The following is a 12,400-nucleotide window of genomic DNA, read 5'->3' as shown; positions in this document are numbered from 1 at the left end:
AAGTCCAGCCGGCCGGAGCCGCCGGGGCCGAGCAGGTCCAGCAGTTCGGCGTCCAGCGCGGTGGGGTAGCGCAGGGCGGCGGCGATGGTGGCCGCTTGGCCTGCCTGGGCTTCGGCCAGGGCCTGGTTCAGCGGGCCGGTGGCCGGGGGGAAGGCCGCCAGCAGCCAGCGTGCGGAGGCGGCGATGACGGGCGAGAGCGCGGTGGGCATGGTGGACCGTCCTGTGCGTATGCCCGCCTGTCCTGGGTGTTCCGGTGTGGGTGATCCGGTCGCGGGCACTGCGCGCCCGGGCGGGGAGGTGCGGACAACGGTACGGCGGCCTCCCCCGGGGGCGACAGGAGCTGCGTCACAGCCGGGGATCACCCCCTGGCCTTCGGCACTGGCTCCCCACTCCTTCACCGGGGACGCTCGGGTCAGCCGGGCGCAGGTGACGTCGATGGTCGCCACCTACGTGTGGGGGAAGGGAAAGAGCGGCTCCCCCGGCGGCAGCGGACCAACCACCCTCCGCAAGATCCTGGCCGCCGAGGACCTCCTGGACGAGGCCCTGGACGATGCGGTCACCGTGTTGAGCAGGCACGGCGCAGTAGCGTCCTACGAGGGGCTCCGCGGCCGGATTCCCGGGTTCGGGCCGTCCTTCTTCACCAAGTTCCTCTACTTCGCAGGCAAGACGGTCAAGCCGGCGAACGGCCCCGAGCCGCTCATACTCGACCGTGTCCTGGCCCGGCGGCTGCGCTCCCTGGCCCAGGCGGTCGGCCGGGAGACGGGCCATGACCCCGACGGCGCGGTCGCCGCCTGGGTCTGGAGAGACCAGGACTGGTCGCCCCACCGCTACAAGATCTACCTGTCCTTCATGCACGCCGCCGCCCACCAGGCGGCAGCGACAGACGGCTGGCCCTCCGATGCCTCCCCCGACCTGCTCGAATACGCATTGTTCAGCGGCGCATGGACATAAGCTCACTGCCTCCGCGGCCGGGAGCGCCTGCGCAGCGCGGTGAGCAGGCGCGCCGCCGAAGTGGGGGGCGAGGGCGGAGAACACCCGCCGGCCGCCTTCGTCGACGCAGGGAGCGGGGACGGGCCGGGGCGGCTGCCGAACAAGTGGCATGGTCTTGCGGTGGCATGACCATGCGATGACGATGGCAGCCGGACACGGAGCATCACGGCCACCTCCCGCACTCCAAGCGACCATCTCGCGTACCTGCCGCGCGCACAAGCCGTCCCCTCATCCGGCGCAGGGGCATGCACCAGCGAGACCTCGGATGGGGAGTGCGGGCCTCAGCGAGGTAGCCGGAGACGGTTCGGGTGGTGGGGTGGTCGGGGCCGAGTGCCTCGGTGAGACCGGCGATCGCATCCTCGTACGGGGGGATGGCGTGTTCCAGGTCTCCGTCGGCCTGGTGCAGCCGGGCCAGGCCGCTGAGCGTGATGAGGGTCTCGAAGTGCTTTGCGCCCAGCACCTGGGTGCGCCGGTCCAGTGCGGTGGTGAACAGCTCCCGGGCCCGGACGAGGTCTCCGGCCTCCCTGCAGGCGGCGGCGAGGTTGTGGAGGTGGCGCAGGGTGTCGGGGCTGTCCGGCCCGGAGAGCCGCTGCTGGCGGGTCAGCGCCTCCTCGAGCAGCGGGACGGCCGCCGCGGCGTTGCCCAGTTGGAGGCGGCAGAGCGCCAGGTCGGCCAGGGTCTGGAGGGTCTTGGGGTGCCCGCTCCCGAGGACCTCCCGGCGCTGTCCGAGAGTGGTCTCGTACAGGTCGACTGCCTCCTCCGGCTCCCCGGCAAAAGCGAGGGCCGAGGCCAGCAGGTTCCGGCTCACCAGGGTGTCGACATGGGTCGGGCCCAGGATCTACTCGCGTTGGACCAGCGTCCGGCGGCACAGCTGCAGCCCGGTATCGACCTCACCCTTTTTCAGGTGCAGGTAGGCGAGGTTGCTCTGGCTCAGCAGGGTGTCGGGGTGGTCCTCGCCCAGGCTCGTCAGTCGCCGCTTCAGCGCTTCCCGGTAATAGGAGGACGCCACATCTCCGTCTCCGTCATGCGCTCGTCCCGCAGGATCTCACCGAGGTAGACCTGCTGCCGTTCGTTCAACGATCGCCAGGCAGCCTCGGCCGAGTCGCTCGAACCCCTCTGGGGCTGACGCCTCGGGTGCACCGACGCCGACTCATCAGGGCGGGTACGCATCCAAGCGTCCACGACCATGCGCACGGGCACACCATAAATCTTGGCCAGCGCGGTAGGGAGCCGCCCCACCACGTAGCGATCCCGCCAATTCCGGCCCAGCACGGGGCGCCCCTGCTCCAAGGCGGAGAGCCTCGGGGCCGACAGACACAGGTCACGCCCGACGCGCGTCCGGCGCAGCAGCTCCACCGCCTGATCGAGTGTCAGGCCGGCAGCAAACCGCAGGTCGACGAGCCCCTCTTCCCCACGGCGAACCCCAGTGAGCTCCTCCACATCGCAGTGCAGCGCCGCTGCCATCTTCTGCAGCCGCTGCGGAGTGGGCGTGTGCCGCCCCTTCTCATAGAAGAACACCATGCGCGTCGTCACCCCGACTCGCCGGGCAAGTTCAGCCTTCGACAGCCCCGCACGCTCCCGCAGCGCCGCAAGGCGACTGGGAGCTATCACGCGAACGGGCAATGGCATGCCTCCATAGAACTGCAATGAAGACTTCATGGCAATGGGCTTACCGCGGCCGGCGGCGAAGCGCTGCTCTGGATCGACCGGTGGCACTGCCTCCGCGCCCCCGAGGTAGACCGCCCTCGGCTCCTATGACGCCCCCACCCTCGCGGCGCGCATGTGAAGTCGCCCAGTCGCTTCCTCGTTGAGGTGTTGAGGTCATGGGGGCATCGGGTTCGGGGCGATGATGCCGAGCGCGCAGCGCAGGATGCGTCTGACTCCCCCAACCACTGGAGACCGGGCCCCGCCCGGCTCAGCACCGGGGGCCTCCCCCAGCCCCAGACCGCGCCCCACAGTGCCTGACATGCCCGGTCGCCGACGGGAGTAGCCGAATCCGGTTCGTCAGCGGGAGCCGAGCCGTTGCCTGACGGCGCGTGTCCGTGGCATTTTCGGCCACACACCGGCGGCGGCCGGATGCGCCGCGTAACCTCGCAGGCATGGAGGCACCCGCACCCGGTGCAGCGCAAAACGCCGCAACGCAGGATGTCCAGAACGAAACGCGTCGGCGGCTGGACGCGTACACCTACCTCAGCGCGCCCGAGCGGCTGGAGCACCTAGCCATCATGCGGGTCTTCTGCGGGACCCTGCTGGCGGACCTGGCCGTGCCGGACCTCCTGGCGAAGCTCCGCCAGGCCGGGGGCCCTGCCGCCGGGCTCGACGCCGACACCCTCACCGTCCGGCTGGAGCAGCTGGTGCGGTGGGGAAACTTGTTGCGCAGCAGCCACACCGTGAAAGCGTCCAGCATCAGCGAGTACCAGCGGTCCCGTGCGCGCTACCAGCTGTCGAAGCTGGGCGAGCGCATCCAGCGTGACGCCGACGGTGTGCTGGCCGAGGCGGACGCCGCCCGCGAGGTGAGCAACGAGCTGCTCGCCCTGGTCGAGCGCGGGCTCAGGGAGCTGGCCGAGCTCGTGACCGCGCCCGGCGGCATGGAACCGCAGGACGGGCTGGAGCGGGTCAGCACGCTGTTCGTGCAGTTCACCGAGTTCGCGGATTCCATCCGGGACTTCTACGCCTACCTCGGCCAAGTTCTGGCCCGGTACGACCTGGACAGCGCCGAGTACCAGGGCTTCAAGGAGCTGCTTCTCGACTACGTCGAGGCGATCACTGAAGACGTGGCGTTCCGCGCGCCCCGGATCTCGGCGGCACTGGACAAGCTGTGGCCGCACGTCCCGGGTCTGCTGGCCCGGCTGGACGCCCACGCACAGGGCCTCACCGGGCTGTCACCGAAGGGCGACGGCCGCCTGGAGACGCGGGTGCAGCGCAGCCGTGGGCGTGAGTTCGCGGACTGGGAGGGCCTGCGCGGTTGGTTCAGCGACACCCACGGGCAGGGCAGTCAGGTCGATCAACTGCGGGACGCCACCCTGCGCGCGTTGCAGTCGCTGCTCGCCAACGCCAAGCGGATGCTGCGGTCGGCCACCGGGGAGATGTCCCGGCGCAAGGACCTGCTGCGGCTGGCCCGGTGGTTCGAGGAAGCGGCGCCGCAGGACGCGCATGACATCGCTGTCGCCGCCTTCGGCCTCTACGGCGCCCGTCATCTGGGCATACCCCCGGCCACCGACGAGGTGGTCCCCGCCTACACGAGCTGGTGGACCGGGCCGGTGGTCGAGGTGCCGGTGGCCCTGCGGGAAAGGGGCAGCCGCGCCCAGCGGGGCCGGACGTCCGCGGTGGAGGACCACTCCGCGCAGAAAAGGCGGCTGCGGGAGGCAGCCCGTGAGCGAGCCGCGGCCAGGGCAGCGGCGGCGGACGAACTGCGCAGTGCCTCAGGCCGGTTCGCCGAGGTCCGCCTCACCTCCGCAGCGCTCGGTCTGCTCCTGGAGCTGCTGGCCACCGCACTCGGGAACGCACAGCTAGGGCGTCGCCCCGACACGGACGGGGCGGGCGCGACGCAATTCGACCTCGACCAGGCGCACAGCGAGGACGCCGAGCTGGGCATCCGGCTCACCGTGCGACGCACGGCAGGCGCCCGGTGCGTCCTGCGCTCGGTCGACGGCGACCTGCTGCTGGACGACCTTGAGCTGGACGTCGGCCGTACCTCCTCCGACGTGGCCGACAGCGATGCGGAGGTGACCGTGTCATGACCCTCCCCTCGACACACGACGTCGCCCTGGCCGCCGAGCGTCGCAGCGCCGCCCGACTGCTGCTCGCCCACCCGTTGGTCACCTCGGACGGCCCGCACTCCGACCTCTTCCCGCTGATCCGCAGGCATGCCGACTGGCTGAGCAAGCGGTTCCAGCAGGTGCTCGGCTACCGCCTGCTGGTCGACAGCTCCTACGCCCGGCTGTTCAAAGCGGGGCTGGGAGCAGGCGCGGGCCACCGGCTGGAGCGCTCCACCGGCACCCCCTTCACCCCGCACACCTACGCCTGCCTCGCGCTGGCCCTGTCCGTGCTGGTGACCGCACCCGAACAACTGCTGCTGTCACAACTGGTGGCCGACATCAGAGCCGCCGCAGCCGACGCCGAGATCGAGCTGGAGGAGACAGGCAGGGCGGCCGGGAAACGGACCCTGGTCGCGGCTCTGCGCCTGCTGGTCGAGTGGGGCGTCCTCATCGAAACCGAGGGCCATGTGGCCGCGCTCGCGCACGATGCGGGCGGAGAGGCCCTGATCACAGTGGACCGCGAGCTGGCCCGCGTCGTCGTCGCCGGCCCGGTCGCCCAGGCCCGTGACGGCGCCGACCTGGTCCGGCGGGCAGCGGACCCGGGGTTCGGCGGTCCTCGCACCTATGTGCGTCGGATGCTCGTCGAGACACCCGTCGTCTACCTGGACGAGCTGACCGACGCCGAACGCGACTGGCTGCGCACCCGGCAGCGCCGCGAAGCGCAGGCGTTCTCCGAACTTCTGGGCCTGGAAATGGAGATCCGCGCTGAGGGAGTGGCGCTGGTGGACCCCGAGGACGAGCTGACGGACCTGCACCTGCCCGGCACCGGGACGGTCGCACAGGCCGCGCTGCTGCTGGTGGAACGGCTCGTGGACCGGCTTCGGCCACAGGAGCCCGGACACCCGGCGACCGGAGGGACGCTCGTCATCGGCGTGGCTGTCCCGGACGGCCTCGTAGACGAACTGCTGGCCGAACTGGTCGCCAAGTACGGACAGCGCAGCAATTGGCAGCGCGGCTACCTGGAGGACATCCCCACCCTGCGGGAGGCCGTGCTGGACCTGCTGGCCCGCATGCGGCTGATGGCCCGCACCGGCCGGCTGCGTGCTGAGGGAGATGGGTTGCCGGAGGGGTACGCCGAAGAGGCACCAGAGGGACGCACCGTGACCGATGTCCGCAAGGCACGCCCTGGCGGTGACAGCTGGGTGCTGCTGGCCGCGGCGGCACGCTACGCCACCCACGTGACCGTGCGCCCGGCCACCGCAGCCGGCAAGGGCGCCGACGTTCAGGAGGAGTTGCCACTGTGACCACCGATGCGCGTGGCCTCGTCCCGCTGCCGCGTTCCGGCCCCGCGACGACCGCCGGCACCCGCTTCCGGCTGCACCGCGCGGGCATCCGGAACGTCTGGCAGTACGACGAGCAGGAGTTCGCCTTCGGCGACGGACGGCTACTCCTGCGCGGCAAGAACGGCGCGGGCAAGTCCAAGGCCCTGGAAATGCTGCTCCCGTATCTGCTGGACGGCGACTCACGGGCGCTGGACGCGACGGGCACCGGCCGGACCACTCTCGCCTGGCTGATGCTGGACGGGTTCGAGCAGACCAACCGTCTCGGCTACCTGTGGGTGGAGTTCCGGGGCATGACCGACGGCGGCGACCATCGCCACCTCACCCTGGGCGCCGCCATCCGCGCCTCGAAGTCGACGCAGAAGGCGCTGCCGACGTTCTTCGTCACGCCGCTGCGCGTCGGTGAGGACCTGCACCTGGTCGAGAGCGGAAGGCCCCTGCCGGTCGACCGGCTCAAGGAGATCGTCGGCTCCGACAACGTCACCGACCGCGCGGTCGTCCACCGCTCGCGGGTGGCCCGGGAACTGTTCGGCATCACCGACGCGACTCGCTACCGCAACCTCACCCAGCTCCTCCACCGGCTGCGGCGGCCCACCGTCGGGGACCGCATCGAGCACGGTGGCCTTGCTTCCCTGCTGAACGAGACCTTGCCGGGACTCGACGAGGACGTGGTCGAGAAGGTCGCACGCAACCTCCACGACCTCGACGCCGTACGTGACGAACTCGGCCGCCTGGAGCGCACGGATACGGCGTTGCGCACCTTCCTCACCAGTTACCGCGGCTACCTGTCCGGTGTCCTGCGCACCTCCGCGCAGGCGGTGAGCCGGGAGCTGGAGATCCTCGCGCAGCGACGCCGCGCGACCGGAGACGCCGCACAGCGGACCAGCGAGCTGAGGACGCAGGAGGAGGAATCAGAAGCCCGGCTGGAAACCCTGCGCGAAGAGGAAGAAGCCGCCCGGACCGACCTCGCCGCCCTACACGCCAGCCACGCCTACCGCAGCCTGCGCGAACTGTCGGAACGCCGAAGCACGGTCGAGGCGCTGCACACCGCCGCCGTGGCCGCCTTCACCGCCGTCAGCAACGCACACGGCGCAGAGGACGGCGCGGCCGAGCGCCTGGCCGACGGTGTCGACCACCTCGGGAGCCGGCTCGCCGAACTGGACACCGATCACCGGCAACTGCTGACGCAGGCGGAGAAGGCCGGACTTCCCCCCGGCCATCTCGGCGAGGCAGTCGCTCTGCCCCGCACGGTCCGCTCCAAGGCCGACGAGATGGAACTGACCGCTCCGGACGGGAAGACGCACATCGTGCAGCACCGGTCGGCCGTCCGTGTGGACACGGCGGCGGTGCAGGACGGACTGCGGTCCTGGCAGACGCAGCTGGAGGACGCCGAGACGGTCGTGAAGAACCGGACCCGGATGGTCCAGGAGGTGACGCGTCTCACCGCGCAGGCCGAGAAGGCCCGAAGCCGGGCGGAGCAGGCCGACACCGAGCGGGAATGGCTGGAGGGCGAGGCGGAAGACGCCGGCGGCCGTCTCGACGCCAGCCGCGAGAAGGTCGCCGAGGAGAGCGGCGCCTATGCCCGCCAGGTCGCCGAATGGGTCACCCGCACGCGGGCCGCCGTCGGGTCCGACTGCCCGCCGCTGGATGCCGTCCACGTAGTGGTCGCCTTCGAGAGCTCCGCCGACGCCCCGTTCGCGAACCGCACGCTCCCGCCCGACACGGACAGCCAGGCGTGGCAGGCCGCCCATGCCGCACTGGAGCCGTACAGCGAGGAACTCACCAGACACCGCGACGCCCTCGCACTCACCGTCGGCCGACTCGACGAGGAGCTCGGCCGCCTGGCGAGTCAGAAGCGTGACTGGGAGCGACGTACAGATCCCGAACCGCCGGTCCCTCACCACCGCGTCGCCGAAAGGACGCCGGGCACCGGAGCGCCGTTCTACCGGCTGGTGGACTTCACGGATGATCTGAGTCCCGCGCGTCGGGCCGGTCTGGAAGCAGCGCTGGAAGCCAGCGGAATCCTGGACGCGTGGGTCGGCGCAGACGGCGCCCTTGTCGACCCCGGCACTCGTGACACTCTGCTGCGTCCCGGCCCCGCGCTGCCGGCCGGGACGCCCCTCGCCTCGGCCTTGCGCCCAGCGCCGCAACCGGGGTGTGGAGTCACGTCCGAGCAGGTGGAACACCTGCTGGCCGCCATCGTGCTCGCACCGGCCGAGGAAACGACAGCTCATGACGCGGTGTACTACGACGGAAGCTGGCGTCTGGGCATCCTCAGCGGCCGGCACCACAAGAGTGACGCCGAGTACGTGGGAGCCGCTGTACGCGCCGAGACCCGGCGGCGCATCCTGGCCGAGCTGGAACAGCGGCTCACGCAGACGGAGCAGCGGCTGGCCGACGCCCGTCACGAACTCACCGAGGCCGACGCCCAGCGTCGGGCCCTCAGGCTCGCGGAGCAGGACTTCCCCCAGGCACGCGGTCTCGCCGACGCCTGGAGCAGAGCCGAGTCGGACGAGAGGAGACTGCGGGACCTGACCGCCAAGGCCACCCGCGCGGCACGGCTGGCCGAGGAGGCCCGCGCCCTCGCCGTAGCCGCCCGCGCCGAGGCTGACGCCACCGCCACCGCCCACGACCTGCCCAGCGACCCCGCCGAGCTGGAACGCGTACGCACCGCGCTGGCTGCCCTTCTTACCGGCATCGGGCATCTTCGCCGAGCGATCGGCAGCACGGGCGAGCGGCTCGGCACCCATCACGCCGATGCCGAGCGATACGAACGCGCCCGTAGAGATCGCCTGGCCGCGGAGGAGAACTACCGGCTTCGCCTCAGCGGGCTGCGTACCGCGCAACAGGACCTGCGCACCCGCGAGGAGGCCATCGGGGCGACCGAAGAAGAGATCCTCACTCGCGAGCAGGAAACCAGACAGCGCATCACGCACGCCGCCCAGGCCGTCCCGGCAGCACAACGTATCCGGAACGATCTGCACGACCGGCGCGTGCGCGCGGAAGAGGAGGAGAAGCGCCTGCGCGAGGACCTGACCGCCCAGGAGACGGCAGTTATCGCAACCGGCGGCGCCCTTCGCGGCGCACTCGGCCGACCGGAGGTGGTGCACGGCGCCGGACTGGACCGGTCCGCACTGCCCGAGGACGTGGCGGACGACCCCGGCTCGGATGTCCGCAGCCGTCTGCGCGCGCTACAGGCGCTGGCCGACGCGGTACAGCAGGCCCTCGGCCGCCCGAAAGGCGAGGTGTCGGATAGCACCCTGCTCAACCGGCACACCGAACTGCGCGACCAGCTGGCCGGCGGTTACGATGCGCAACTGGAGGAACGCGACGGGATCAAGGTGTGCCGCCTGATCGACGACCACGGTTCCCACGACGTCGCGTCCGTGGGCGAGCGGATCGCCGTCCAGGCGGCAGAGGCCCGGGGACGGCTCACCGAGCGCGAACGTGAGGTGTTCCAGCGGTTCCTGACCGGGGAGCTGGGCGACCATCTCTCGGCCCAGGTCATCACCGCGGCGAACCTGGTCGCGGCTCTGAACGACACCCTGCGGACCGTGCGCACCTCCCACGGCCTCGGCGTTGAACTGCTGTGGAAGCTGGACGAGGACGTCGACGCGGACGTGCGGGCGGCCGTGGACCTGCTGCGCAGTCCGTCGAGCCTGCGCACGCGTGAGCAGACCGAGCAGCTCCGCGAGGTGCTGCAACGCCGGATCGAGGATGCCCGGCGGGCCGATCCCTCAGCCGGTTACGCCGCCCACCTGCGGACCGCGCTCGACTACCGTGATTGGTTCCGCTTCCACACTTTCGTGGTCGAGGACGCCGCTCCGGGACGGCGGCGGAAACTGACCGGCCGCACCGGGCTCAGCCAGGGCGAGCAGCGAGTGCTCTCCTACCTCGTGCTCTTCGCCGCAGCCGCCGCCCACTTCACCAGCCTCGCCGAGTCGGCGCCCCGCGCCCCGCGGCTGATCCTCCTGGACGACGCCTTCGCCAAGGTCGACGAACCTACCCACGGGCGGCTGGGACGGATCCTCGTCGATCTCGATCTCGACTTCGTCCTCACTAGCGAACGGCTCATGGGCAACTGGCCGGAGGTGCCGTCCCTCCACATCTACGAGTGCCTCCGCGATCCCCATGTGCGCGGGGTGGCCACCCTGCACTACGCCTGGAACGGCCGGCACCGGCGTCTGGTGTCCGTATGAGCAAGCTGCCCGCAGGTACACGGGACTGGCTGGCCGGTCCCGGACTGACCAGGCTCTGGGAAGCGGTACGCAAGCGCCTGGAAAGCAACGGCGTGCAGGCCACCGGTTCCCTCCGGCTGACCTCGGTGAGCACCCAGGAACGCAACGACCTGTCGCTCCTTCTGGGCAAGCCCGTCACAGGTGCTGCCGTGACTGTGCGCCTCGATGCGCTCGACACGCGGCTGCGCGCCTCGGCGGCCGGACTCGGTCTCAGAGAGGTGCTGGAGGAACTGGGCCCTCCGCTCACCGACCACCGTGCCGTCCGCGCGGATACCGCGGCCCGGCGCGAGCACGTCTGGTCGATGCTCGCCTCGGCGTTGAACGCCTCTCCGCTCGCAGGCCAGGAGTGGACCGACCGGTGGTACGACCTGCTGCGCCGTACCGGCGCCCCGAGAGGAGTGGCACCGGAAACGGCGGTACGCACGCTTCAGCAGGCTGTCCAGGTCCTCACCGTCCTGCTCGGCCCGGAGGCGGGTGGCAGCCGAGGCCGAGGAGAACTCGCCGCCATGGCGACCGGGTCCGCACACGGCCTGGACGACGGCACCTGGCTCGCACGCCTCGTCCAACGCGGTATCGCCCTCGCCCACAGCACCGAGTTCCCCGGCGACGCGGCCGGTCGGCGCGCACTCTGGCGGCTGGTGTCCGTCACACCGGACGAGGTCTCCAGCACCGTGCTGACCTACGGGCTGCGGCCCGTAGGTAGGGGATGGCGGGAGCAGGCCCTGCGGGAGCGGACCGACCATCACGCCGAAGCCCACCTCACGCCGCGCGATCTTCACGACCTCCAGCTGCGACTACCTGCCGGAGAAGTGGTCCACATCTGTGAGAATCCGCGCGTGGTGGAAGCTGCGGCGGACGCTGCCTGCGTCCGGCCCTTGGTGTGCACTTCCGGCAGCGCCGCCACCGTGGTCCTCACACTCCTCGACGCTCTCGCCACCACCGGCTGCCGCTTCGCGTACCACGGCGACTTCGACTGGCCGGGCATCGCTCTGGCGAACCGGATCATCCGCCGTTATGGAGCCCAGCCATGGCGCATGGGCGCCGAAGACTACGAGCACCTGGCCGCTCGAAGCCAGGCCGAGGGAATCCCTCAGCTGCCGCTCGACGGCCAGCCCGTCAGCGCGGCCTGGGCCCCGGGCCTCGCCCCTGCGATGACCGCTTTGGGGGTCGCGCTCCATGAAGAGGTCACCCTCGATCTCTTGGTGGCCGACCTGTCACGCCAGGCATAGAGACGACACATCCGTCCCAACTTCGACCAATCTGCTCCGCAAGTCCCTTCCAGTTCCCGACTCGGGTGCCGCTCTGGAACCGGAAGTGGGGTCAGAGGTGGCGTCGTGTCGTTCCTGGGGTTCTGCGGCGGCAGCGTGTCCGTAACCGTCCACGCTGTCAGTCCCTTTCGGCATGATTGATGTCCACACCTGGTACACCACCGTGCACGGGTGGGTCCGACCGAAGGTGAGGGCACGGTGTCCGAGAATGGAGACCGATGGCCGCGGCGAAACCATCTACATCCCTCCCTTTCGATTTCCTGCGTACCGTCGTCGCGCAGGCATCCGGCGACTCCCCACCCAAACGCATGGCTATCGAGGCGATACGCACGGCGCCACAGGGCGAGGACCGGGACAGCCTGCTTATGGCCCTGCTGACGGGACCGCTCGCACAATGCGCACCCGAGTGGCTGTTGGCCATGGCGGTGGAGAGCGATCTCAATCGCGAACCGCGACCGTACATGACGACCGACCGCATGCAGTTGACCCGTGTCGCACTGTCACACGCGGCCTGCTCGGACGATTACCGGGCGCAATATTTGCGGGAGTGTACTGACGCGCGACTCGGTGTGCTCGGCCGGAGAGAGGGAGGAGCAGCGCTCATCCGCGCCGTAGTTGCTGAGCTCCACCGTCGCTCGCCAACGGGCCTACTGCCGTTGAATGCGTGATGTCGTCATGGTGGCTGGCGCCGGAGGCCGGTGCCGGTGAGGCAGCCGTCGAGGACGTCGGGGCGGTACTGGAGTTGGCGGAGACCCCGGCGGACGGCGGTGATCAGGTCGTCGGGGTCGGCGAAGGCGCGGTTGGCT

General features: G+C 70.7%; 9 protein-coding genes and 2 pseudogenes. 6 read left to right on the top strand and 5 right to left on the bottom strand.

Annotated elements, in window-relative coordinates:
- A pseudogene (locus ACF1A5_RS33460) lies at positions 1-209 on the bottom strand (hypothetical protein); the annotation flags it as partial.
- On the opposite strand from ACF1A5_RS33460, the gene ACF1A5_RS33455 reads away from it, so the two are divergent.
- A complete protein-coding gene (locus ACF1A5_RS33455; RefSeq protein WP_392196611.1) occupies positions 184-951 on the top strand; it encodes a hypothetical protein in 768 nt (255 codons plus the stop codon). The pseudogene ACF1A5_RS33460 and the gene ACF1A5_RS33455 sit on opposite strands and share 26 nt — an antisense overlap.
- Before the next feature lie 202 nt (positions 952-1,153).
- Here the strand turns inward: ACF1A5_RS33455 and ACF1A5_RS33450 are convergent, their stop codons facing one another.
- From ACF1A5_RS33450 to ACF1A5_RS33440, 3 genes are read right to left on the bottom strand one after another with little or no spacing between them, the layout of a single operon-like run.
- Positions 1,154-1,798 (bottom strand): tetratricopeptide repeat protein, encoded by a 645-nt coding sequence (locus ACF1A5_RS33450; protein ID WP_392196610.1) that lies wholly within the window; start codon positions 1,796-1,798, stop codon positions 1,154-1,156.
- Positions 1,799-1,828: 30 nt separating this feature from the next.
- Positions 1,829-1,999, bottom strand: coding sequence for a tetratricopeptide repeat protein (locus tag ACF1A5_RS33445; protein ID WP_392196609.1), 171 nt, complete (start codon positions 1,997-1,999; stop codon positions 1,829-1,831).
- Positions 1,969-2,706 (bottom strand): helix-turn-helix domain-containing protein, encoded by a 738-nt coding sequence (locus tag ACF1A5_RS33440; RefSeq protein ID WP_392196608.1) that lies wholly within the window; start codon positions 2,704-2,706, stop codon positions 1,969-1,971. The genes ACF1A5_RS33445 and ACF1A5_RS33440 overlap by 31 nt, the downstream gene beginning before the upstream one ends.
- A gap of 383 nt (positions 2,707-3,089) precedes the next feature.
- Here ACF1A5_RS33440 and ACF1A5_RS33435 point away from each other — a divergent pair, with 383 nt between their 5' ends.
- The 5 genes from ACF1A5_RS33435 (at position 3,090) to ACF1A5_RS33415 (ending at position 12,262) form a co-directional block, all read left to right on the top strand.
- Positions 3,090-4,730 (top strand): TIGR02677 family protein, encoded by a 1,641-nt coding sequence (locus ACF1A5_RS33435; RefSeq protein ID WP_392196607.1) that lies wholly within the window; start codon positions 3,090-3,092, stop codon positions 4,728-4,730.
- Positions 4,727-6,052: a TIGR02678 family protein gene (locus ACF1A5_RS33430; RefSeq protein ID WP_392196606.1), complete on the top strand. Its 1,326-nt coding sequence runs from the start codon at positions 4,727-4,729 to the stop codon at positions 6,050-6,052. Before ACF1A5_RS33435 ends, ACF1A5_RS33430 begins: the two co-directional genes overlap by 4 nt.
- Positions 6,049-10,287: a TIGR02680 family protein gene (locus tag ACF1A5_RS33425; RefSeq protein ID WP_392196605.1), complete on the top strand. Its 4,239-nt coding sequence runs from the start codon at positions 6,049-6,051 to the stop codon at positions 10,285-10,287. The genes ACF1A5_RS33430 and ACF1A5_RS33425 overlap by 4 nt, the downstream gene beginning before the upstream one ends.
- Positions 10,284-11,555 carry a TIGR02679 family protein gene (locus ACF1A5_RS33420; RefSeq protein WP_392196604.1) on the top strand — a complete coding sequence of 424 codons (1,272 nt, stop codon included), beginning with the start codon at positions 10,284-10,286 and terminating at the stop codon, positions 11,553-11,555. Before ACF1A5_RS33425 ends, ACF1A5_RS33420 begins: the two co-directional genes overlap by 4 nt.
- 257 nt (positions 11,556-11,812) lie before the next feature.
- Positions 11,813-12,262: a hypothetical protein gene (locus ACF1A5_RS33415; RefSeq protein WP_392196603.1), complete on the top strand. Its 450-nt coding sequence runs from the start codon at positions 11,813-11,815 to the stop codon at positions 12,260-12,262.
- 5 nt (positions 12,263-12,267) lie between these two features.
- On the opposite strand, the pseudogene ACF1A5_RS33410 reads toward ACF1A5_RS33415, so the two are convergent.
- Positions 12,268-12,400, bottom strand: a pseudogene (locus ACF1A5_RS33410) (DDE endonuclease); the annotation flags it as partial.

It is taken from the genome of Streptomyces sp. NPDC014864, assembly GCF_043081525.1.
Classification (GTDB): domain Bacteria; phylum Actinomycetota; class Actinomycetes; order Streptomycetales; family Streptomycetaceae; genus Streptomyces.
Note: the sequence above shows the minus strand (reverse complement) of the source record. Positions and strands in the feature narration are given on the sequence as shown.

What these genes read in the sequence shown, in the direction of transcription:
- ACF1A5_RS33455 (WP_392196611.1), top strand. Translation starts at nt 184, where the DNA reads ATGACGGGCGAGAGCGCGGTGGGCATGGTGGACCGTCCTGTGCGTATG.
- ACF1A5_RS33435 (WP_392196607.1), top strand. Translation starts at nt 3,090, where the DNA reads ATGGAGGCACCCGCACCCGGTGCAGCGCAAAACGCCGCAACGCAGGAT.
- ACF1A5_RS33430 (WP_392196606.1), top strand. Translation starts at nt 4,727, where the DNA reads ATGACCCTCCCCTCGACACACGACGTCGCCCTGGCCGCCGAGCGTCGC.
- ACF1A5_RS33420 (WP_392196604.1), top strand. Translation starts at nt 10,284, where the DNA reads ATGAGCAAGCTGCCCGCAGGTACACGGGACTGGCTGGCCGGTCCCGGA.
- ACF1A5_RS33415 (WP_392196603.1), top strand. Translation starts at nt 11,813, where the DNA reads ATGGCCGCGGCGAAACCATCTACATCCCTCCCTTTCGATTTCCTGCGT.